The 20,834-nt window shown below is 66.9% G+C and carries 21 protein-coding genes; 12 read left to right on the forward strand and 9 right to left on the reverse strand.

Annotated features, from left to right (window positions below; all coding sequences use genetic code 11):
* Window positions 1–97 precede the first annotated feature (97 nt).
* The 9 genes from V9K97_RS04285 to V9K97_RS04325 are packed head-to-tail and all read left to right on the forward strand — an operon-like array spanning window position 98 to window position 7,931.
* Window positions 98–433, forward strand: a complete 336-nt coding sequence (locus tag V9K97_RS04285; protein WP_337296624.1) for an aromatic ring-opening dioxygenase subunit LigA — start codon at window positions 98–100, stop codon at window positions 431–433.
* Entirely contained in the window at window positions 430–1,257 is an 828-nt protein-coding gene (locus tag V9K97_RS04290) for an extradiol ring-cleavage dioxygenase (protein ID WP_337316494.1), read from the forward strand. The genes V9K97_RS04285 and V9K97_RS04290 overlap by 4 nt, the downstream gene beginning before the upstream one ends.
* 17 nt (window positions 1,258–1,274) lie before the next feature.
* Window positions 1,275–1,679, forward strand: coding sequence for a 5-carboxymethyl-2-hydroxymuconate Delta-isomerase (locus tag V9K97_RS04295; protein ID WP_337316496.1), 405 nt, complete (start codon window positions 1,275–1,277; stop codon window positions 1,677–1,679).
* A 4-nt stretch (window positions 1,680–1,683) separates the two neighbouring features.
* Window positions 1,684–2,487: a 2-oxo-hept-4-ene-1,7-dioate hydratase gene (gene hpaH / locus V9K97_RS04300; RefSeq protein ID WP_337316497.1), complete on the forward strand. Its 804-nt coding sequence runs from the start codon at window positions 1,684–1,686 to the stop codon at window positions 2,485–2,487.
* Between the two features lie 9 nt (window positions 2,488–2,496).
* Entirely contained in the window at window positions 2,497–3,345 is an 849-nt protein-coding gene (gene hpaI / locus V9K97_RS04305; RefSeq protein ID WP_337316499.1) for a 4-hydroxy-2-oxoheptanedioate aldolase, read from the forward strand.
* A 21-nt stretch (window positions 3,346–3,366) separates the two neighbouring features.
* Window positions 3,367–5,103: a dihydroxy-acid dehydratase gene (gene ilvD / locus V9K97_RS04310; protein ID WP_337316501.1), complete on the forward strand. Its 1,737-nt coding sequence runs from the start codon at window positions 3,367–3,369 to the stop codon at window positions 5,101–5,103.
* 34 nt (window positions 5,104–5,137) lie between these two features.
* Window positions 5,138–6,127, forward strand: coding sequence for a Bug family tripartite tricarboxylate transporter substrate binding protein (locus tag V9K97_RS04315; RefSeq protein WP_126747880.1), 990 nt, complete (start codon window positions 5,138–5,140; stop codon window positions 6,125–6,127).
* An 18-nt stretch (window positions 6,128–6,145) separates the two neighbouring features.
* Window positions 6,146–6,940: a class II aldolase/adducin family protein gene (locus V9K97_RS04320; RefSeq protein WP_157611385.1), complete on the forward strand. Its 795-nt coding sequence runs from the start codon at window positions 6,146–6,148 to the stop codon at window positions 6,938–6,940.
* Window positions 6,941–6,953: 13 nt separating this feature from the next.
* Complete coding sequence (locus V9K97_RS04325) at window positions 6,954–7,931, forward strand: 2-dehydropantoate 2-reductase (protein ID WP_258503428.1); 978 nt, start codon at window positions 6,954–6,956, stop codon at window positions 7,929–7,931.
* Window positions 7,932–7,940: 9 nt separating this feature from the next.
* Here the strand turns inward: V9K97_RS04325 and V9K97_RS04330 are convergent, their stop codons facing one another.
* Both V9K97_RS04330 and alr read right to left on the reverse strand, forming a co-directional pair.
* Window positions 7,941–8,678, reverse strand: coding sequence for a hypothetical protein (locus tag V9K97_RS04330; protein WP_337316504.1), 738 nt, complete (start codon window positions 8,676–8,678; stop codon window positions 7,941–7,943).
* Window positions 8,675–9,772, reverse strand: coding sequence for an alanine racemase (gene alr / locus V9K97_RS04335; RefSeq protein WP_337316507.1), 1,098 nt, complete (start codon window positions 9,770–9,772; stop codon window positions 8,675–8,677). Before alr ends, V9K97_RS04330 begins: the two co-directional genes overlap by 4 nt.
* Window positions 9,773–9,942: 170 nt before the next feature.
* On the opposite strand from alr, the gene lplT reads away from it, so the two are divergent.
* From lplT to V9K97_RS04350, 3 genes are all read left to right on the forward strand, one after another.
* Entirely contained in the window at window positions 9,943–11,247 is a 1,305-nt protein-coding gene (gene lplT / locus V9K97_RS04340) for a lysophospholipid transporter LplT (protein WP_258503423.1), read from the forward strand.
* A gap of 111 nt (window positions 11,248–11,358) precedes the next feature.
* A complete protein-coding gene (locus V9K97_RS04345) occupies window positions 11,359–12,252 on the forward strand; it encodes a DMT family transporter (RefSeq protein ID WP_337316509.1) in 894 nt (297 codons plus the stop codon).
* A 9-nt stretch (window positions 12,253–12,261) separates the two neighbouring features.
* Complete coding sequence (locus V9K97_RS04350; protein ID WP_337316510.1) at window positions 12,262–12,750, forward strand: glutathione peroxidase; 489 nt, start codon at window positions 12,262–12,264, stop codon at window positions 12,748–12,750.
* 19 nt (window positions 12,751–12,769) lie between these two features.
* On the opposite strand, the gene V9K97_RS04355 is transcribed toward V9K97_RS04350, so the two are convergent.
* From V9K97_RS04355 to denD, 7 genes are all read right to left on the reverse strand, one after another.
* Window positions 12,770–13,201, reverse strand: a complete 432-nt coding sequence (locus V9K97_RS04355; protein ID WP_337316512.1) for a carboxypeptidase regulatory-like domain-containing protein — start codon at window positions 13,199–13,201, stop codon at window positions 12,770–12,772.
* A 92-nt stretch (window positions 13,202–13,293) separates the two neighbouring features.
* A complete protein-coding gene (glcF, locus tag V9K97_RS04360; RefSeq protein ID WP_337316513.1) occupies window positions 13,294–14,526 on the reverse strand; it encodes a glycolate oxidase subunit GlcF in 1,233 nt (410 codons plus the stop codon).
* A 27-nt stretch (window positions 14,527–14,553) separates the two neighbouring features.
* On the reverse strand, window positions 14,554–15,660 hold the full coding sequence (glcE, locus tag V9K97_RS04365; protein ID WP_337316515.1) for a glycolate oxidase subunit GlcE: 1,107 nt from the start codon (window positions 15,658–15,660) through the stop codon (window positions 14,554–14,556).
* A 16-nt stretch (window positions 15,661–15,676) separates the two neighbouring features.
* Window positions 15,677–17,179: an FAD-linked oxidase C-terminal domain-containing protein gene (locus tag V9K97_RS04370; RefSeq protein WP_337316517.1), complete on the reverse strand. Its 1,503-nt coding sequence runs from the start codon at window positions 17,177–17,179 to the stop codon at window positions 15,677–15,679.
* 135 nt (window positions 17,180–17,314) lie between these two features.
* The gene (locus V9K97_RS04375) at window positions 17,315–18,199 is read right to left on the reverse strand and encodes a LysR substrate-binding domain-containing protein (RefSeq protein WP_337316520.1); all 885 of its coding nucleotides are present in this window, start codon (window positions 18,197–18,199) and stop codon (window positions 17,315–17,317) included.
* Window positions 18,200–18,534: 335 nt separating this feature from the next.
* On the reverse strand, window positions 18,535–19,806 hold the full coding sequence (gene otnK / locus V9K97_RS04380) for a 3-oxo-tetronate kinase (protein WP_337316522.1): 1,272 nt from the start codon (window positions 19,804–19,806) through the stop codon (window positions 18,535–18,537).
* A gap of 3 nt (window positions 19,807–19,809) precedes the next feature.
* Window positions 19,810–20,826, reverse strand: coding sequence for a D-erythronate dehydrogenase (gene denD, locus V9K97_RS04385; protein ID WP_337316524.1), 1,017 nt, complete (start codon window positions 20,824–20,826; stop codon window positions 19,810–19,812).
* Between the last annotated feature and the right edge of the window lie 8 nt (window positions 20,827–20,834).

Raw genomic sequence — 20,834 nt, forward strand, 5'->3', positions numbered from 1 at the left:
AATAAAGGAGGAGGGGCGCAGCCCCGGGGGACATTCGCGGAGGGGAGTACCCGGTGGCCTTTGCACAAGCCCTGAACCACAACGCAGAGCAATCGCAATGAGCCTCTACGCCATGCAGAAATTCCTGTTCGCCCTCAACCGCGACACCGACGTGCAGCGCCGCTACGCAGAAGCCGGCGAAACGCGCAAAGCCTTGCTGGCAGCCTATGATTTCAACGAAGAAGAGCGTGAAGCCATAGACAAAGGCGACATCGGAAAGCTCTACGTGCTCGGCTGCAACGGACAACTGCTCATGCACTTCGCGCCGCTCTTGGGCATTGCATGGGCCGACTACCTCGAAGCCATGCGCGAAGGCGTACGCAAATACGGTCCCGTGCGCGCAGGCATCTACGCGATGACAACGGGCACAGACGAAAAGGTGGCAGGCGTATGAGTCTTGTATTTGCAGGCGTTTGCAGCCACGCCCCCGGCATCACCGGACGCGCCCACCTGGCCGATCCGGCGGTGAAGGACGAGTTTCACGCGCAGTTCAACCGCTTCGGCGAAGCAATGCGCGCAACCAAACCCGACGCCGTGATCGTCGTGGCGGCCGAGCATTTCGCGAACTTCTTCATGAACAACATGCCGGCCTACGCCATCGGCATGGCCGACAGCTATGAAGGGCCGATCGAAGACCCGAAGTGGCTCGGCATTGAAAAAACGAAAGTGCCGGGCGATGCCGCACTTTCGCAACGCCTGATCCGCGAAGTGATGCAGACGGTGGATGTGGCCTATGCGGAAGAATGGAAGTTCGACCACGGCATCATGGTGCCGCTGCACTTTCTCACGCCCAAGTTCGACACCAAGGTCATCCCCGTGAACATCAACTGCCAGGGCCCGCCGCTCACGCCGCTGCACCGCGCCTGGGCTTTTGGAGAAGCCTTGCGCCGCGCCTGCGACAAGGCGCCCGAACGCATTGCGCTGGTGGGCACCGGCGGCATTTCGCACTGGCCCGCCACGCCCGATTCGGGCAAGGTGAATGCCGAGTGGGACGCCGAGTTCATGCGCCGCTGGTGCGCCAATGACCGCGACGCATTGCTCTCGCAGGCCGACTACAACGACGAAGCCACCTACCGCGAAGCAGGCCAGGGCGGCTTCGAGATCCGCACCTTCCTGAGCGTGGCAGCCGCCGCGCGCGGCAAGGGCGAAATCCTGCACATGAAGGCCATACCCATCTTCGCGGTGACATGCACCGCCGCGACGATGTCCATTGAATAAGTTGAGGGAACACCGGCATGCCGCACCTCGTCATTCTGTACACACCCAACATCGAAGCCGAAACCGATATGTCAGTGCTTTGCCGCACGCTGGCCGACACCATGCTGAAGCAGCAGGACGAGGCCGGCAAGCCGGTGTTTCCCATTGGCGGAACGCGCGTGCTGGCGTACCCGGCGGCGCACTATGCGGTGGCCGACGGCAAGGCCGACTACGCCTTCGTGTACCTCAACATCCGCATGGCGAGCGGGCGCTCCGAAGCCGTGAAGAAAAAAGCCGGCGACGAGCTGTTGGCCGACGTTCGCGCGCATTTCGAGCCCATCTTCAACAAGCGCCACATCGGCATCACGCTGCAGATCGACGAAAGCCCGGGCCAGGTGTATGACGGCAAGCACAGCAACCTGCATCCCCTCTTCAACAAATAACGTCATGCTCACTTCCGACACCATCGCCAGGCTCGCGGCCGAGTTGCACGAGAGCGAGAAGTCGCGCGTGCAGGTCGAGCACTTCTCCAAGCGCTTTCCCGAGATGACGGTGGAAGACGGCTATGCCATCTCGCGCGAATGGGTCAAGGCCAAGATTGCCGAAGGCCGCACCGTGAAGGGCCACAAGATCGGCCTTACCTCGCGCGCCATGCAGCTGTCCAGCCAGATCGACGAGCCTGACTACGGCACACTGCTCGACGACATGTTTTTCGAGCAGGGCGGCGACATTCCCTTCAAGCGCTTCATCGCGCCGCGCATCGAGGTGGAGCTGGCCTTCATTCTCGGCAAGAAGCTGCAGGGTCCGAACGTGACCATCTTCGATGTGCTGGCTGCCACCGACTACGTGGTGCCCGCCATCGAGATCATCGACGCGCGCATCGAGCAGTTCGACCGCCACACCAAGGCGCCGCGCAAGGTGTTCGACACCATCGCCGACAACGCGGCCAATGCGGGCATCGTGCTCGGTGGACGTCCGGTCAAGCCCGATGCGGTCGATCTGCGCTGGGTGAGCGCGCTGCTCTACAAGAACGGCGTGATCGAGGAATCGGGCGTGGCCGCGGCCGTGCTCAACCATCCGGCCACGGGCGTGGCCTGGCTGGCCAACAAGCTCGCGCCGTGGGACGAATACCTCGAAGCCGGCGAAGTGGTGCTCGGCGGCTCGTTCACCCGGCCGACCACCGCCCTGCCGGGCGACACCTTCCACGCCGACTACGGCCCGCTCGGCAGCATCGCCTTTCGTTTCGCTTGAAAGACTTCCATGCAAACACCGCTCAACACCTTCAAGCAAGCCATGCAGGCCGGCGAACAGAAAATCGGCCTCTGGGTCGGCCTGGCCGATGGCTACGTGGCCGAGATCCTGGCCGGCACCGGCTTCGACTGGCTGCTGGTCGACGGCGAGCATGCGCCCAACGACGTGCGTTCGGTGCTCGCGCAGCTGCAGGGCATCTCCAGTACGTGGTCGGCGCAGCCCGAGTCGGAGCGCTCGCACCCCGTGGTGCGCGTTCCGGTGGGCGACACCACGCTGCTCAAGCAATACCTAGACATCGGCGCGCAAACCATCCTGGTGCCCATGGTCGACACCGCCGAACAGGCCGCACGCATGGTGCGGGGCATGCGCTACCCGCCCGAGGGCATTCGCGGCATGGGCAGCGCCCTGGCGCGCGCCTCGCGCTGGCAGGCCTACCCCGGCTACCTGCATGAAGCCAACGCGCAGACCTGCCTGCTGGTGCAGGCCGAGACGGTCGAAGCCATGAAGAACCTCGACGCCATTGCGGCCACGCCGGGCGTGGACGGCGTGTTCATCGGGCCGGCCGATCTGTCGGCATCGATGGGCTTCGTCGGCCAGCCGAACCACCCCGAGGTGCAGGCCGTGATCGCCGACGCCATTGCGCGCATCCGCAAGGCCGGCAAGGCACCGGGCATTCTCTCGACGACCGAGGAGCAGGCGCGCAAGTGGCTGGCGGCCGGCGCGCAATTCGTGGCCGTGGGTGTGGACACCATCTTGCTCACGGCGGCGGCGAAGCAGCTGGCGGCCAAATACAAGAACGACAAGAACGACAAAACCGACAAGAACGCCGCGGGCGCCGCCACGCCCAACGGCTACTGAAACCCTTCGCTTGCCCGTGCCATGACTTCCCCGACCGACCCCAAGCCCAAGCGCTTCCGCTCCGCTACCATCCGCGAAGGCACGATCCGCGCGACCACGCGCAGCTTTCTGCATGCGCTGGGCCAGGACGACGAGGACATCGAACGCCCGCACATCGGCGTGTTCCACACCGGCGGCGAGATGAGCCCGTGCAACCTCAACCTGCGCGAGCAGGCGCAGCACGCCAAGACCGGCATCTACGCCGGCGGCGGCACGCCGCACGAATGCCCGGTGGTGTCGGTGAGCGACGGGCTCACCATGGCGCACTCGGGCATGCGCTTCTCGCTGATCTCGCGCGAGCTGATTGCCGACAGCGTCGAGGCCTCCACGCGCGGCCACCAGTGGGACGGCATCTTCGCCATCGGTGCCTGCGACAAGAACCTTCCGGGCCTGATGATGGGCATGGTGCGCTGCAATGTGCCGAGCGTGTTCGTGCATGGCGGCTCGGCGCTGCCGGGGCAGATGCCCGGGCCCGATGGCCGCGATCTCAACGTGGTCGACACCTACGAGACCATCGGCAAGGTACTGGCCGGCACCGCGACGCACGGCGAACTCGACGCCATGAGCCGCGCCTGCCTGCCCACGGCCGGCGCCTGCGCAGGCCAGTTCACGGCCAACACCATGGGCATGGTGTCCGAGGCGCTGGGTTTGGCGCCCATCGGCTCGAGCATGGTGCCGGCGGTGTTCAGCGAGCGGGCGCCGCTGATGCGCCGCGCCGCAAAGAACCTCATGAAGGCGGTGATGGGGGACAGCCCGCTGCCGCGCGACATCGTCACGCGCAAGGCGCTCGAAAACGCCTGCGCCGTGGTTTCGGCCACGGGAGGCTCGACCAATGCCGCGCTGCACCTGCCGGCAATTGCGCACGAAGCCGGCATCAAGTTCCACCTGGACGACGTGGCCGAGATCTTCGCGCGCACGCCGCTCATTGCCGACCTGCGCCCGGGCGGCCAATACTTGGCGCGAGACGTGTTCTACATCGGCGGTGCGGGCGTCATTCTTCGCACGCTCATGGAGCAAGGCTTTCTGCACGGCGACGCACTCACCTTCACCGGCCGCACCATGGCCGAAGAGCTGGCCGATGCCGCCGTGCCCGACGGCCGCGTGGTGCGCGCAGCCGGCAACCCGATCACCCGCGACGGCGGGCTGGCGGTGCTCAAGGGCAACCTGTGCCCCGACGGCGCGCTGCTCAAGACCGCGGGCTTGCAAACGCTGGTGCACCGCGGCCCGGCGCGGGTCTTCAACTCCGAGGAAGAAGCCCAGGCGGCGGTGCAGAACCGCCGCTACCAGCCCGGCGACGTGATCGTGATCCGCAACGAAGGCCCCAAGGGCAGCCCCGGTATGCGCGAAATGCTGGGCATTACCGCCCTGCTCTACGGCCAGGGCATGGGCGACAAGGTGGCACTGCTGACCGACGGGCGCTTCTCGGGTGCCACACGCGGCCTGTGCATCGGCTATGCGGGCCCGGAAGCAGCCGACGGCGGACCGATTGCGGCGCTGAAGGACGGCGACGTGGTGGCCATCGACGCGCGCGCCGAGGCGCGCAGCATTTCGGTGGAACTCACGGCGGAAGAAATTGCGCTTCGGCTCTCCGAACGTGAGGTAAACGCGGGGGTCCCGCACCGCGGCTTGCTGGAAAAATACGCGCTCACGGTGCGTCCTGCCCATCAGGGCGCAGTGACCCATTCGGGCGCAGTCACCTGGCTGCGCGACGAGTCGTAAACCGCAACCAACCACCAACACCCGGAGACAGACCATGACATTCACCCGCCGCCAGTTGCTGCAGACCACCGGCGCCTCGGCGCTGCTCGCCAGCCTGGGCCAGCACGCCTTCGCGCAAGCTTCGCTCGAAACCGCCACCATCGTCACCGGCTTTGCGGCCGGCGGCACCTCGGACACCACCTGCCGGCGCATTGCGCAGAAGCTCAGCCCCGACTACGCCAAGTCAGCCGTGGTCGAAAACCGCACCGGCGCGGGCGGCCAGATCGCCGTGAGCTACGTGAAGGGCCGGCCCGCCGACGGCGCCACCATCCTGCAGACGCCGACCTCGATCCTCACGATCTACCCGCACATCTACAAGAAGCTGCCGTACGACCCGATGGTCGACCTCACGCCGGTCAGCATCGCGTGCATCTTCGACTTCGGCTTTGCAGTCGGCCCCTCGGTGCCGGCCAACGTGAAGACGGTGCCCGAGTTCCTGGCCTGGGCCAAGGCCAACCCGACCGGCGCCAATTTCGGCTCGCCCGCCGCGGGCTCCACGCCGCACTTCATCGGCGCGCTGCTGGGCAAGAAGGGCGGCGTCGAGCTCAAGCATGCCGCCTACCGCGGCACGCAGCCGGCCATGCTCGACCTGCTGGGCGGCAACATCTCGGCCGTGTCGGGACCCATCGGCGACATCACGCAGCACCTGGCCTCAGGCAAGGTGCGCATCCTCGGCGTTTCGGGTTCCAAGCGCAGCCGCTTCGCGCCCGACGTGCCCACCTTCGGCGAGCAGGGCATCCAGGACATGGCGCACAGCGAGTGGTTCGCCTTCTTCCTGCCCGCCAAGGCCTCGCCGGACGTGGTCGCGCGGCTGAACGCATCCATGAAGACCGCGCTCGCGCACAAGGACGTGATCGAAGGGCTCGGCAACTTCGGGCTGGAAGCCATGTCTTCCACGCCCGGCGAGCTGACCGACCTGCTCAAGAAAGACACCGCGAAGTGGGCGCCGATCGTCAAGGAAGTCGGCTTCACCGCAGAGGGCTAACCGTATGAAGGAACTGCAATGAACACACTCTCCACTCCCGCGGCGCCATCGGCGCTGGTCCATCCCTCGATCCATCCGGACGAGCGCGCCGCGCGCGAACAGCTTGCGGCCTGCTATCGCGTGTTTGCGATGCTGGGCTGGACCGAGATGATCTACAACCACATCACGCTGCGGCTGCCCGACAGCGTGACGGGCGGAGAGAAGCAGTTCCTCATCAACCCCTTCGGGCTGCACTACAGCGAGGTCACGGCCAGCAACCTGGTGAAGATCGACCTGCAGGGCAAGGTGCTCGATGGTTCCACCTACCCGGTCAACCCGGCCGGCTTCACGGTGCATGCCGCCATTCACGACGGCCTGCCCGGCGCGCACTGCGTGATGCACACCCACACCACGGCCGGGGTGGCCGTGGCCTGCCTGCAGGGCGGCCTGCAGCAGACCAATTTCTATACCGCCCAGTTGCACGGCATGGTGGCGTACCACGACTTCGAGGGCATCACCATCCATGCCGACGAAGGCCCGCGCCTGCTGAAGAGCATCGGCAACCGCAACGCGGTGATCCTGCGCAACCATGGCCTGCTGGCCTGGGGACAAACGCTGCCTCAGACCTTCGCCATCCTGTGGACCCTGCAGCGCGCCTGCGAAGTCCAGATGGCGACCTTCTCGATGGGCGCCGCCATTCCCGTGAGCGAGGAAATCGCCGAGCGCTGCACGCGCGATGCGCTGCAGTTCAGTCCCGAGCATGGCGCGGGGCAAGACGTGTTCGATGCGCTGGTGCGCCAGGTCGACCGCATCGACCCGAGCTACAAGAACTGAGGCGGCCTTTTTCATGAAGATTTGCATCTACGGCGCCGGCGCAATCGGCGGATGGATCGGCGCCGGCCTCGCGCAGGCCGGCGAGCGGCTCAATGTGGTGGCGCGCGGCGCCACGCTCGAGGCGCTGCAGCAGGGCGGCCTCTCATTGATGCGCGGCGACGTGCGCACGCGCGTGCCGGTCAACGCGGTGGCCGACCCGGAATCGCTCGGCACGCAAGACCTGGTGGTCATTGCCGTGAAGGCGCCCGCGCTGGCCGGCGTGGCCGAGCGCATCGGCCCGCTGATCGGGCCCGACACCATCGTGCTGGTCGCGATGAACGGCGTGCCCTGGTGGTTTCTCGAAGGCGGATTCGGCGGGGCCATCACCGGCCACCGCCTCGCAGCCGTCGATCCGGACGGTGCGATTGCAAAGGCCATTCCCGCGCGCAACGTGATCGGCTGCGTGGTGCACGCGAGCTGCTCGCTCGATGCGCCGGGAGTGGTGCGGCATCACTTCGGCAATGGGCTGATCGTGGGCGAACCTTCGGGCGAAGCCACGCCGCGCGTGAAGAAGCTGGTCGAGCTGCTCAAGAACGGCGGCTTCGACGCCACGCTGTCGCCGCAAATCCAGAAGGACGTGTGGTTCAAGCTCTGGGGCAACATGACGGTAAACCCCATCAGCGCGCTGACGGGCACCACCACCGACCTGATCATGGGCGACGACTACGTGCGCGGCTTCATCTCGGCCGTGATGCTCGAAGCGAAAGAAATCGGCCGCCGCATCGGCATCGAGATCACGCAGAGCCCCGAAGACCGGCATGCGGTGACGATGAAGCTCGGCGCGTTCAAGACCTCGATGCTGCAGGACGTGGAGGCCGGGCGATCGGTGGAACTCGATGCGCTGGTGACCGTGGTGCGGGAATTGGGCGAACTGACCGCGGTGGCCACGCCGTTCACCGACGCGCTGCTGGGATTGGCGCGGCTCCGGATGCGGCAGCTCGGGCTGTATTGAGCGGCCGCCTCAGTTCTTTTTCTTCAGCAGCACCCGTACTGCTTCGGGCAGCGAATCGACCTCGGGCATGAAGCGGTCGAGCGCCGCGCCCAGGATCACCGCGCACAACAACGCACCGAGCAGCGGCTTCCAGGTCAGCCGCACGGCGGCCATCAGCCAGCCTTCGCGCGCCACACGCACCGCGGCGCGGGCCGATACGTACGAGAACGCCAGTTCGATCGCCACGGCCAGCAGCGCATCCCAGCTGAAGTAAAGCAGCACCAGAGAGCCGGCGCCGAGCACGACGGCCACGCAGATCAGGAAGATGGCGACCACGGGCACCACGATGATGGCGCCTTCGTCGGCCCCGCCCGCGACCTCGAGCGCGCCGCTGGCGGCATCGGAGAGCGCGCCGCCGTCCTCGGCGGTGCCGGTTGCGGATGGATGATTGTTGGAGCCGCCGCCAAGGTCGACGTCGGGCGCATCGACGTCGAAGTCGGCGCGGCGTCCCTCGACCAATCGCCTGGCCCACCAGCGCAGCACCAGCAGGTAGCCGAGATATCCCACGCCCAGCGTGAGGAAATAGCGCACGGCCAGAGACTGCACATCCAGCACGTGCATCTGCACCGCCGACACACCCCACATCAGCAGCAGCGTGAAGGTGCCGATCAGGATGCCGTGCGTGCGCAGGCTGTAGTTGCGATGAAGATCGCGCTCGAGCTGCGTTTCCCACAGGCGCACAGAGCGCCAGTCGGAGAGAACCTTCATTCGTCGGCGGGAGCGAACGGCACGCGCGGCGCCACCGCGCACATGAGTTCGTAGCCGACGGTGCCGGCCGCCTGAGCGACCTCGTCGATGGGCAGCACGGCGCCGGTTGCGGCCGAACGGCCCCACAGCGTGACCTCGGCGCCAAACTTCGCGTCGGGCACGGGCGTGAGGTCGACGGTGATCATGTCCATGCTCACGCGGCCCACCATGCGCGTGCGCACGCCGTTCACCAGCACCGGCGTGCCGGTGTTGCAGTGGCGCGGATAGCCGTCGGCATAGCCGACAGCCGCCACACCGATGGTGAGCGGCCCGTCGGCCGTGAAGTTGGAGCCGTAGCCGATGGTGTCGCCCGCCTTCAGCTGCTGCACGCCGATGAGCTTGGTCGCGAGCGTCATGGTGGGCTGCAGCTGCCAATGCGCGGTGTCGTGCTGCGGAAAGTCGGGTGCGCTGCCATACAGCACGATGCCGGGGCGCACCCAGTCGCCGCGGGTCTGCGAGGCATGGCGCAAGGTGGCGGCGCTGTTCGCTATGGAGCGCTCCCCCGGCAGGTCGCGCGTGACGCGCTCGAACGCTTCGAGCTGGTGCGCAACGCCGCGCGGACCGTCGGCGTCGCTGAAATGCGTCATCAGCGAAATCTCGTCGACCTGCGGCAGCGCGTTGAGGCGCGTCCAGGCCGAGCCGAAGCGCTCGGGCGCGAAGCCCAGGCGGTTCATGCCGGAATTCATCTTGAGAAACACGCGCTGCGGCTTGAGCGTCTTGTGGGCCGCGAGCATGTCGATCTGCTCGTCGCAGTGCACCGTGTGCCAGAGGTCGAGGCGCGAGCACAGCTCCAGGTCGCGTGCGTCGAACACGCCTTCGAGCAGCAGCACGGGGCCGCGCCAGCCGAGTGCGCGCACGCGTTCGGCTTCGGCCAGGTCGAGCAGCGCAAAGCCGTCGGCGCCGCGAAGGCCTTCATACACCCGCTCGATGCCGTGGCCATAGGCGTTGGCTTTGACCACAGCCCAGACGCGGGCATCGACCGCGGCGCGGCGCACGCGGTCGAGGTTGTGGCGAAGTGCGGCGGTGTGAACGGTGGCAAGGATGGGACGCGGCATGGGGGACGTCGATTGGTAATAGATGGGTTTTAGCATCTTCCCGGGAAGAAACGTCCAGGGTGGCAACGCTGATTTCCCGGTCGTACCCCCATGCTATAACCGCCCATTCGCCAAAAAGACGCGACACTTTCTCACTACTGCCAGCACCCCACTGGCCAGCCAGCCCATCGATGAAGCGCGGTTTCTACACGATCATGTCGGCCCAGTTCTTTTCGTCGCTGGCCGACAACGCGATCTTTGTCGTGGCGGTCGAGCTCATGCGCAGCTCGGGAGCGGCCGAATGGCAGAGAGCGGCGCTGGTGCCGATCTTCGCCGTCTTCTATGTGGTGCTGGCGCCGCTGGTGGGCGCCTTTGCCGACGCCTTGCCCAAAGGGCGGGTGATGTTCATCAGCAACGCGATCAAGGTGGTCGGCTGCCTGATGATGCTGTTCGGCTCGCACCCGCTGCTCTCCTATTCGATCGTGGGGCTCGGCGCCGCAGCGTATTCGCCGGCCAAGTACGGCATCCTGACCGAGCTGCTGCCGGCCTCGCAGTTGGTAAAAGCCAACGGTTGGATCGAAGGCCTCACGATCGCCTCGATCCTGCTGGGCATCGTGCTCGGCGGCTCTCTGGTGGGGCACGCGGTGTCCACCCAGCTGCTGTCCTTCGACATGCCGCTCATCGACACCGGCATCGATTCGCCGGCCGAAGCGGCCATTGCGGTGCTGATCTTCGTCTACGCACTGGCGGCCTGGTTCAACACGCGCATTCCGCACACCGGCGTCGAAATGCGGCCGCTGCGCGCCATTCCGGAGCACGGCCTCGCGCGCAACATGCTGGCGCTGCTGCCTGACTTCTGGCACTGCAACGCACGCCTGTGGCGCGACAAGCTGGGGCAAATCTCGCTGGCCACCACCACGCTCTTCTGGGGCGCCGGAGCCAACCTCAAGTACATCGTGCTGGCCTGGGCCTCGCTCGCGCTCAACTACAACACCACGCAAGCCACGGCGCTCACCGGCGTGGTGACCATCGGCATGGCGGTGGGCGCCATCGTCGCGTCGATGCGCATGCGCCTGGACATGGCCACCCGCGTGATCCCGATGGGCATTGCCATGGGCCTGCTGGTGATCAGCATGAACCTGATCGGCAACGTGTGGATCGCCGTGCCGTTCCTCATTCTGCTGGGCGGGCTGGGCGGCTTTCTGGTGGTGCCGATGAACGCACTGCTGCAGCACCGCGGCCACAACCTGATGGGCGCGGGCCGTTCCATTGCGGTGCAGAACTTCAACGAGCAGGCCTGCATCCTGCTGCTCGGCGGCTTCTACAGCGCCTGCACCGGGCTGGGCCTGTCGGCCTATGCGGCCATCGGCGCCTTCGGCGGGGTGGTGGCGGGCTGCATGTGGATCATCCAGCGCTGGCATCATCACAACCTGCGCAAATACCCAGAAGAAGTCGAGCACCTGCTCGCCATCGCCCGTAGCGACAAGCATCATTGACCTCCCCCAGGCTGCGCGCACTTCGTGTCGCTTCGCCCACCCCCTCACCGGGGGCAACACCGGTGGCCCGGCGAAGCCGGTTCCACGGTGTTCCACGAATAACTCCGCCCTATGCCAGCGCTTGCACTCATCTTCAACGCCTTTGTATGGGGCGTTTCGTGGTTTCCGTTCCGGCACATCGAAAGCCATGGGCTGCACCCGGTGTGGACCACCTGCCTCATCTACGTGGCGATCTCGCTCGCGATGGCCTTCTTTCGGCGCCACGCCTGGCGCGGCTTTGCGGCGTTCCCCATGCTGGTGGCGCTGGGCCTAGCGGCTGGCTTTACCAACCTGGGCTTCAACTGGGCCGTCACGCAGGGCGACGTGGTGCGGGTGGTGCTGCTTTTCTACCTGATGCCGCTGTGGAGCGTGCTGCTGGGCTGGGCCGTGCTGGGCGAGCGGCCCACGGCGGGTGCGCTTGCACGCGTGGCGCTGGCGCTCATCGGCGTGGTGGTGGTGCTCAAGGCGCCGGGCGTCGACTGGCCCGTGCCTTCCAGCCTGCCGGACTGGCTGGGCGTGGCGGCCGGCTTCAGCTTTGCAGTGACCAACATCCTGCTGCGCCACCTGCACGGCGCGCCCGGTGAATCGCGCGCACTGGCCATGTTCTGCGGCTGCGCGCTGGTGTCCGGCATTGCCGCGGCCGCGGGCACCCTGCTTGGTGCGTTTGCGTCTCCCCTCGCCGTGCAGCCGGGCTGGATCGGCTGGGCCGCATTGCTGGGCGTGGGCTTCGTGGCGGCCAACTTCTGCCTGCAGTACGGCGCGGCCCGGCTGGCGGCCAGCGCCACCGCGGTGATCATGCTGTCGGAGGTGCTGTTCGCCAGCGTTTCGTCGGTGGCGCTGGGCGCCGCCGACATGAGCCCGCGCATCCTGGCCGGCGGCGCGCTGATCGTGCTGGCGGCCGTGTGGTCGGCGTTTGCGCGAACGCCGGCACAGGGCGATGATCGCCTTTCGTCTTCCACCACCTGAGGTACGCGCATGACCGGCATCTACGACTTCGAAGCCAGGCAGATCGACGGCAAGAGCGTGAAGCTCTCCGACTTCCGGGGCAAGGTGCTGCTGATCGTGAACACGGCCAGCAAGTGCGGCTTCACGCCTCAGTTCGCGGGCCTCGAGGCGCTGCACGAAAAGTATGCGACCCAGGGGCTGGTGGTGCTTGGTTTTCCGTCGAACCAGTTCGGCTCGCAAGACCCGGGCAGCAACGAGGAAATCGGCGCCTTCTGCACCACCAACTACGGCGTGAGTTTTCCGATGATGGAGAAGATCGACGTCAACGGCAGCAACGCCGCGGCGCTCTACCAGTGGCTCACCAAGGAGAAGCCGGGCCTCCTGGGCAGCACGGCCATCAAGTGGAACTTCACCAAGTTTTTGGTGGGGCGCGACGGCAAGGTGCAAAAGCGCTATGCGCCGCTGGACACGCCCGCTTCGCTCGCGCCGGACATCGAGGCGGCGCTGGCGGCGGGCTGAGCCCCAGCAAGAACCCCGGTCAGAACCGGAAGCTGGCGGTCTTGGGGCTGCCGCCCACCGTCACCGACTGGCTCTGGACGCTGCCGCCGGCCGTGGCGACATCGACCGTGTAGCGGCCCGCCGGCAAATCGACCAGGCAGACCGGGCCGCTGGCGCGCAATGCCAGCGAAGGCGCGCCGCCGCTACCCTTGATGTCGACCTGCACATCCGCGAGGTAAGCGCCGTCGGAACGCGCAAAAAGCAGAGCCAGCGGATGCTCCTTCATGGCCGCGCGCATGGCGTTCGATTCGTCCGAGCCGATGCCACCGCACACGTAGCGCACCGCGCCCTCCCCCTTCCACTGCGGCATGGCCGACTGGGCCTGCGCGCCAACGGCACCCACTGCGCAGGCAAGGGCCAGCATGGCACGCCGCAAGTTCGCCTGGACGATGAAAGCTTGAACGGAAGACATGGGGCTTGCTCCTTGAAAGAATCGGTGCCGCCATGATGCGGCGCAAGCGACTTGCGGGCGAGTCGGACCAGAGCGCTCTTCGGTGTGCGATCTCAGGCCGCCGCCAGCGCGGCGTCCAGCAGTTCCACCCAGTGGCGCACGGGCGTTTGCTGGCTGCCGCTTTGCAGGTGCGTGATGCAGCCGATGTTGGCCGAGGCGATGACGCTCGGCTGCAGTTGCCGCAGATGGCCGAGCTTGCGGTCGCGCAGCGGATACGCCAGTTCAGGCTGCAGCACCGAATACGTGCCCGCCGAGCCGCAGCACAGGTGCGATTCGTTCATGGCCACGCGCACGTCGAAGCCCAGCGCGCGCAGATGCGTCTCGACCCCGCCGCGCAGCTTCTGCCCATGCTGCAGCGTGCAGGGCGGGTGGTAGGCCACCACGCCCTCGGGGGCACGCACGCGCGCCTTCAGCGCCGACACCAGGTCGGGCAGCAGTTCGCTCAGGTCGCGCGTCAGCTGGCTGATGCGTGCCGCCCTGGCCGCATAGGCCGGGTCGTGCTGCAGGATGTGGCCGTACTCGCGCACGGTGACGCCGCAGCCCGAAGCATTCATCACGATGGCTTCGATCTCGTTGCGTTCAACCTGCGGCCACCAGGCGTCGATGTTGGCGCGCATCTGCGCCTTGCCGCCTTCCTGGTCGTTGAGGTGGAACTTCACGGCGCCGCAGCAGCCCGCCTCTTTCGCGATAACGGCCTGGATGCCCGCCGCATCGAGCACGCGCGCAGTCGCGGTGTTGATGTTGGGCATCATCGACGGTTGCACGCAGCCCGCAAGCATGAGCACCTTGCGTGCGTGCGTGGCGGTGGGCCAGGCGCCCGCTTCCTGCCTGGCTGGAACCTTGGCCTTGAGCGCATCGGGCAAGAGCCCGCGCACCGCCTGGCCGAGCTTCATCGCGGGCGCGAAAAGCGGCGACGGCAGGCCTTCTTTCAGCAGCCAGCGCGTGGCCGACTCCATCGCCGGTCGCGGCACTTTTTCGTCGACGATCTTGCGGCCGATGTCGACCAGGTGGCCGTACTGCACGCCGCTCGGGCAGGTGCTTTCGCAGTTGCGGCAGGTCAGGCAACGGTCCAGGTGCAGCTGCGTGCTGCGCGTGGGTTCCTTGCCTTCGAGCACCTGCTTGATCAGGTAGATGCGGCCGCGCGGACCATCGAGCTCGTCGCCCAGCAGCTGATAGGTGGGGCAGGTGGCGGTGCAGAAGCCGCAGTGCACGCACTTGCGCAGAATGGCTTCGGCCTCGCGGCCTTCGTCGGTGCCGCGGAATTCGGGGGCGAGTTCGGTTTGCATCGCGGGTGGATCGTCGTTTGTTTTTTTTTATTCGGCTGCGAGGAGCCGGCCACGGTTGAAGATGCGCTGCGGATCGAACTCCTGCATCAACGCGCGATGGATGCGGGCGGCCGGGGCGCTCATGGCGTCGAAGCGGGGGATCGCTCCGCCTGTCGCATGCGACTCGGGCATCCTGAACAGCGTGGCGTGGCCTCCCGCCGCATGCGCAATGCCACGAATGCGCGCAGCATCTTCCGGCGCCGCCTTGTACCAGCGCTGTGCGCCGTGCCACTCGACGAGGGGCGCAGTGCCCTTCATGGCGAGTACCGGTGCGGTCTGCGGCACCGACAGGCGCCAGAGCGCCGTGGTGCCGTCATCGGCGGCGAACCAAGGGTGCTGTTGGTCGCGCAGCGATCGCCATTCAACGGCAGCGTGGGCGTTCTCCTTGCGCTCGCCGCCCAGGTGCGCGCAAGCGGCCTCCACTGCCGCAACCGCGCCGCGCAGGCGCAGGTACAAGGTGCCCGCACCGGCTTGCTCGACCCAGCAGCTCGCATTCAGCGGCAGCGGACGGCCGCCCCACTCGTTGAGCAGGCGCAGCGCATCCGCCTGGCTGCAGGCAAATGCGAGCGTCGCTTCGGCAGGCGCGACGGGCAGCACCTTGAGGCTCACCTCTGCAATCACGCCCAGCGTACCGAGCGAGCCCGCCAGCACGCGCGACACGTCGTAGCCGGCCACGTTCTTCATGACCTGCCCGCCGAAACTCAGCACCTCGGCGCGGCCGTTGACCAGCGTGGCGCCGAGCACGTAGTCGCGCACCGCGCCCACGCTCGCGCGTGCAGGGCCGCTGAGTCCGGCGGCGACCATGCCGCCCACCGTGCCGCCGCCTGCGAAGTGCGGCGGCTCGAAAGGCAGGCACTGCCCTTTTTCGGCCAATGCGGCTTCGAGTTCGGCGAGCGGCGTGCCGGCGCGCACGGTAACCACCAGCTCGCTGGGTTCGTAGCTGGTGATGCCTGCGAGGGCGCTGGTGCCGAGGATTTCTCCTTGCAGCAACTCACCGTGAAAGTCCTTGGAGCCGCCGCCCCGAATGCGAAGCGGCGTGGCGTCGGTGGCAGCGGCGCGGATGCGCTCGACGATCTGGCTGAGGGCTTGATCCATGGTCTCTTTTGTTTTTTCAGAAGCGCGGCAGGTCGGGATGCGGCAGTTGCCCGCCACGCACCACCTGCTTGCCGTATTCGGCGCAGCGCTGCAGCGTCGGAATCACCTTGCCGGGGTTCAGCAGCCCCGCCGGATCGAAGGCGCGCTTCACGCCGAACATCTGTTCGTTCTCGGCCGCTGTGAACTGCACGCACATGCTGTTGAGCTTTTCCACGCCCACGCCATGCTCGCCCGACACGGTGCCGCCCATGGCCACGCTGGTCTCGAGAATGTCGGCGCCGAAAAGCTCGCAGCGATGCAGCTCGTCGGGGTCGTTGGCATCGAACAGCACCAGCGGATGCAGGTTGCCGTCGCCCGCGTGGAACACGTTGCAGCAGCGCAGGTTGTACTTCTGCTCCATCTGCTGAATGGCAAGCAGGATGTCCGCGAGCCGCTTGCGCGGAATGGTTGAATCGAGGCACATGTAGTCGGGGCTGATGCGGCCCGATGCCGGAAAGGCGTTCTTGCGGCCGCTCCAGAATTTCATGCGCTCGTCTTCGCTGTTGCTCACCGCGATGGCGGTGGCGCCGCAGTCACGCAGCACGGCGGTCATGCGTCCGATTTCTTCTTCCACCTCCTCAGGCGTGCCGTCGGATTCGCACAGCAGAATGGCCGCCGCGTCCAGGTCGTAGCCCGCGCGCACAAAGTCCTCGACCGCGGCGGTCATGGGCTTGTCCATCATTTCGAGCCCCGCGGGAATGATGCCGGCGGCAATCACCGCCGCCACCGCATCGCCGGCTTTGCGAACATCGTCGAAGCTGGCCATGATGCAGCGCGCGAGCTGCGGCTTGGGCACGAGCTTGACGGTGACCTCGGTGGTCACGGCCAGCATGCCTTCGCTGCCGATGATCAATGCAAGCAGGTCGAGCCCCGGTGCATCGAGCGCCTCGCCGCCGAACTCGACGGCCTCGCCCTCGGCCGTGAAGCCGCGCACGCGCAGCACGTTGTGCAGCGTGAGGCCGTATTTCAGGCAGTGCACGCCGCCCGAGTTCTCGGCCACGTTGCCGCCGATGGTGCAGGCGATCTGGCTCGACGGATCGGGCGCGTAGTAAAGGTTGAAAGGCGCGGCCGCCTCGCTGATGGCGAGATTGCGCACGCCGCACTGCACCACGGCCGTTCGGCTCACCGGGTCGATCTTCAGGATGCGGTTGAACTTGGCGAGCGAGAGCGTGACCCCGAGCGCATGCGGCATGGCGCCGCCCGAGAGTCCGGTGCCGGCACCGCGTGCCACCACGGGCACGCCGAGCTGGTGGCAGGTCTTGAGCACGGCCGCCGCCTGGGCCTCGGTTTCGGGCAGTGCCACCACCAGCGGGCGCTGGCGGTAGGCGGTGAGGCCGTCGCATTCGTAGGGCGTGGTGTCCTCGGCGTGCCAGATGAGCGCATGCGCAGGCAGGTGGGCCTGCAGGGCGCGCACGACCTGCGACTGGCGTTCGAATTTCTGCAGCGAATCGTGCTGGGCAGGGGTAAGCGGCGCGTTCATGCGGCAAGCCTCTTTAGTCGGGCAAAGTGTCTCGTGGTGTGGCGCACTCTACGCAAATGCGGCGGCGCCGGGTTGAAGCTTTTTTGCGCGGCGCTTGAGAGAACTTTGCCGCTGGCCGCCTTTTCTTTTTCTTCTTCAGCGCAGGCTCTGCGCCAGCCAATCGACAAAGGCTGCGCATTCCCAGCGATCGAGCGTGCCGGGCTGCCAGCAGATGGTGTGGCGGTGCGGCGACGGCACGGGCCGGTCTGAAAGCGGCACCAGCCGGCCCGATTCGAACCATGCGGCGCCCATCTTCAGCCGCACCAGCGCCACGCCAAAGCCGCTGGCGGCTGCGTCGTAGACCAGGCCCAGGTCGTTGAACTGGGAGCCGACGTGCGGCTCGGGCTGGTCGATGCCGCAGCTCGCGAACCAGGTGCCCCAGGGTTCGAGCGGGCTGCGGATCAGCCGCGCACTGGCAATTTCGGCCGCGGTGCGAAAGCCGTCGAACGGGCCGAACTCGTTGAGGAAGCTCGGGCTGCAGGCGGGCACCACCTCTTCTTCGAGCAGCAGGCGGTGTTCGCAATCGGCGTACGCACCGGTGCCGTAGCGCACTTCGAGATCGGCCTGCTCGGCGGTCACGTCGAGCAGCGGAATGGACACCTGCAGCACGAGTTCGATGTCCGGATAGATGTTGCGGAACAGTTCGAGCCGCGGCATGAGGAACTGGCGGCTGAAGGTGGGCGTGACGGCAATGCGCAGGCGTGTGGCGCGCTGCTGCGCCGCGTTGCCGGTGGGCATGGCTTGCAGCGCCGCAAGGCCTGTGCGCACGTTGGCAAGGTAGGCGGCGCCATCGGCCGTGAGGCTGAAGTCGCTGCGCCCGAAGAGCTTGAAGCCGACGTGCGATTCGAGTTGCCGGATGCGGTGGCTCACGGCGCTGGGCGTGACGCACAGTTCGTCTGCAGCTCGTCCGGCATTTCGCAGCCTGGCCACGGCTTCGAAGGTCAGGAGGCACTGGATGGGTGGGATGTGCTGGAGGGCCACTTTTGCCTAACCTCCTGGGAGGTTTTGTTGGCGCTGCTGTTCGGGGCGCGTGCACAGGCCACCGGGTACTCCCCTCCGCGAATGTCCCCCGCCTTCGGCTCCTCCTTTATTTCGCTGCGCGGAGCACCCGATGCCCTGTGCACTTGGGCACGCTGCTCGTGCAACGCCGATCAACGACCGCCGCTTAAGACGCACACGTCGATGGGGTGCCTTGCGCAGCGAAATAAAGGAGGAGGCCGCAGGCCGGGGGACATTCGCGGAGAAAGGTACCCCGTCGGCGGGTGCGCGCCCTGAACGTGCGGGAGCGCGCCCTGAACAAGTACCCGGCATGCAATTCATCCCAGCACTGTAAATGCCTTGGTGAAAAAATCATCCCCCCCAAAGTTGCCAGACTTGAGCGCAATGTGCACCGACGCGCCTTCCGCAAGATCAGTGCGCGCATGGCACCACGGCACGCCGGGGTCAATCTGCGGACCGATCTGCATTTGCGCAATGCCCAACGCCTGCACGCATGCGCCCGAAGTTTCTCCGCCCGCCACCACCAGTTGGCGAACACCGCGTTCGACGAGGCTGCGCGCGATGGTGGCAATGGTGCGCTCGACCATGGCACCGGCCTCTTCGACGCCTAGGCGGCCCTGCACCGACTTGACGGCGCCCGCCTCGGCTGTGGAGTAGACGAGCACTGGTTGCTTATCGACGAGAGGTGTCGCCCACGCCAGGGTTTCGGCCGCCACATCGACGCCCGCGGCAATACGCAGCGGATCAATGGCCAGTGCCGCACCGCCGCGCTGGATGAAGTCGAGCACCTGGCGGTTGGTGGCCAATGAGCAGCTGCCTGACACCACGGCGCGCAAGCCGGCCGCGGCTGGCAGCGCGCTGGCTTGCGACGACGGTGCGAGGCCGAAGTTGGCGGGCAAGCCGATAGCGACGCCTGAACCGGCGGTGACCAGCGGCATCTTGGCGATGGCCGGGCCGAGCCGCATCAGGTCGTCGTTCGAGACCGCGTCGACGATCGCGATCGACACGCCCTCGCCTTTCAGCTGTTCGATGCGCTCTGCAATGGCCGCTGCGCCGCGCGCGACCACCGCATGGTCGATGAGGCCTACCTTGCGCTTGCACTGCGCCTGCAGCACGCGCACGAGGTTCGGGTCTGTCATGGGCGTGAGCGGATGGTTCTGCATGCCGCTCTCGTTGAGCAGCACGTCGCCCGCGAACAGGTAGCCCTTGAACACGGTTCGCTTGTTGTCGGGGAAGGCTGGCGTGGCAATGGTGAAGTCGCATTGCAGCGCCTCCATGAGCGCTTCGGTCACCGGGCCGATGTTGCCCTGCGGCGTGCTGTCGAAGGTGGAGCAGTACTTGAAGTAGATCTGGTGCGCACCCTGCGCCTGCAGCCAGCGCAGCGCGTCGAGCGACTCTGCGATGGCTTCGGCCGGTGCAATGGTGCGCGACTTCAGCGCGACCACCACGGCATCGACCTGTGCATCGAGCGGCGCCGTGGGGACGCCGATGGCCTGCACCACGCGCATGCCGGCGCGCACGAGGTTGTTGGCAAGGTCGGTCGCGCCTGTGAAATCGTCGGCAATGCAGCCGAGCAGCAGCTTGGCCATGACTCAGTCCTTTGCTACCGGCAACTTCACGGCCTGCGGGTTCTCGCGCACATAGTCACGCAAGATGGCGTCAAAACTCGCATCCGCCTTCAGGCCCAGCGCCTCGGCGCGCGCTGCGTGAATGCGGCTGGGCCAGCTGGTCACGATCTTGGCGATGTTCGCATCGGGCTCCCAGTCGATCAGCGACGTTGCTTCTTTGCCGGCGATGCGCTCGAGCGCTTCCGCCATTTCGCGCACGGTGGTCGTCAACGCGGGCAGGTTGATCGCGGTGCGCGCACCCCACTCAGCGGCGCTGGCCGTGGCCGCGCGGATGATGCCAGCGACGGTGTTGCCGGGCGATGCGAGAGCGACTGCGGTCTCGGGCGCCACCGGGCAGCGCGCGCGTTCGCCGGCCAGCGGCTCGCGCAGCATGCCGCTCAGGAAGCTGGAGGCCGCGCCGTTGGGTCGGCCCGGCCGCACCGACACCGTCATGAGCCGCACGTTGCGGCCCTGCACGAAGCCCTTGCGCGTGAAGTCGGCCACGAGCTGCTCGCCGATGAACTTCTGGATGCCGTAGCTGTTCTGCGGTGTCGGCAGCGTGGTGTCCTCGATCACCTCGGGCAGGCGCTGCTCGGGCGAATCGCCGAAGACCGCGACCGAGCTGGAGAACACGAACACCGGCGCATGGCCCGCGCGGCGACAGGCTTCGAGCAGCGCGCGCGTGGTGTCCAGGTTGCTGCGCATGCCCAGGTCGAAGTCGGCCTCGCATTCGCCGCTCACTGCGGCGGCAAGGTGGAACACGGCATGCGTGTCGGCCAGCGGCAGCACGCCGCTCACGGCCTGCTCGTACAGGTCGCCTTGCACAAAGTGCACGCGGCCATCGGCTTGCAGGTCTGCGGGCGGCGGCACGCGGTCGGCCAGCGTGATGCGCGCGACGGGCTGGACCACGCCGCCGGCCAGTGCCAGCGGGCCGCCCGCGAGCAACGTGCGCGCGAGCCGCGCACCCACAAAACCGCAACCTCCGGTGATGAGAATATTCATGATGCTTG

The organism is Variovorax sp. CCNWLW186 (assembly GCF_037203865.1).
Taxonomy (GTDB): domain Bacteria; phylum Pseudomonadota; class Gammaproteobacteria; order Burkholderiales; family Burkholderiaceae_C; genus Variovorax.

Bases quoted from the DNA above. Each gene is read 5' to 3' on its own strand.
- V9K97_RS04285 (WP_337296624.1), top strand. From the start codon at position 98: ATGAGCCTCTACGCCATGCAGAAATTCCTGTTCGCCCTCAACCGCGAC.
- V9K97_RS04290 (WP_337316494.1), top strand. From the start codon at position 430: ATGAGTCTTGTATTTGCAGGCGTTTGCAGCCACGCCCCCGGCATCACC.
- V9K97_RS04295 (WP_337316496.1), top strand. From the start codon at position 1,275: ATGCCGCACCTCGTCATTCTGTACACACCCAACATCGAAGCCGAAACC.
- hpaH (WP_337316497.1), top strand. From the start codon at position 1,684: ATGCTCACTTCCGACACCATCGCCAGGCTCGCGGCCGAGTTGCACGAG.
- hpaI (WP_337316499.1), top strand. From the start codon at position 2,497: ATGCAAACACCGCTCAACACCTTCAAGCAAGCCATGCAGGCCGGCGAA.
- ilvD (WP_337316501.1), top strand. From the start codon at position 3,367: ATGACTTCCCCGACCGACCCCAAGCCCAAGCGCTTCCGCTCCGCTACC.
- V9K97_RS04315 (WP_126747880.1), top strand. From the start codon at position 5,138: ATGACATTCACCCGCCGCCAGTTGCTGCAGACCACCGGCGCCTCGGCG.
- V9K97_RS04320 (WP_157611385.1), top strand. From the start codon at position 6,146: ATGAACACACTCTCCACTCCCGCGGCGCCATCGGCGCTGGTCCATCCC.
- V9K97_RS04325 (WP_258503428.1), top strand. From the start codon at position 6,954: ATGAAGATTTGCATCTACGGCGCCGGCGCAATCGGCGGATGGATCGGC.
- V9K97_RS04330 (WP_337316504.1), bottom strand. From the start codon at position 8,678: ATGAAGGTTCTCTCCGACTGGCGCTCTGTGCGCCTGTGGGAAACGCAG.
- alr (WP_337316507.1), bottom strand. From the start codon at position 9,772: ATGCCGCGTCCCATCCTTGCCACCGTTCACACCGCCGCACTTCGCCAC.
- lplT (WP_258503423.1), top strand. From the start codon at position 9,943: ATGAAGCGCGGTTTCTACACGATCATGTCGGCCCAGTTCTTTTCGTCG.
- V9K97_RS04345 (WP_337316509.1), top strand. From the start codon at position 11,359: ATGCCAGCGCTTGCACTCATCTTCAACGCCTTTGTATGGGGCGTTTCG.
- V9K97_RS04350 (WP_337316510.1), top strand. From the start codon at position 12,262: ATGACCGGCATCTACGACTTCGAAGCCAGGCAGATCGACGGCAAGAGC.
- V9K97_RS04355 (WP_337316512.1), bottom strand. From the start codon at position 13,201: ATGTCTTCCGTTCAAGCTTTCATCGTCCAGGCGAACTTGCGGCGTGCC.
- glcF (WP_337316513.1), bottom strand. From the start codon at position 14,526: ATGCAAACCGAACTCGCCCCCGAATTCCGCGGCACCGACGAAGGCCGC.
- glcE (WP_337316515.1), bottom strand. From the start codon at position 15,660: ATGGATCAAGCCCTCAGCCAGATCGTCGAGCGCATCCGCGCCGCTGCC.
- V9K97_RS04370 (WP_337316517.1), bottom strand. From the start codon at position 17,179: ATGAACGCGCCGCTTACCCCTGCCCAGCACGATTCGCTGCAGAAATTC.
- otnK (WP_337316522.1), bottom strand. From the start codon at position 19,806: ATGGCCAAGCTGCTGCTCGGCTGCATTGCCGACGATTTCACAGGCGCG.
- denD (WP_337316524.1), bottom strand. From the start codon at position 20,826: ATGAATATTCTCATCACCGGAGGTTGCGGTTTTGTGGGTGCGCGGCTC.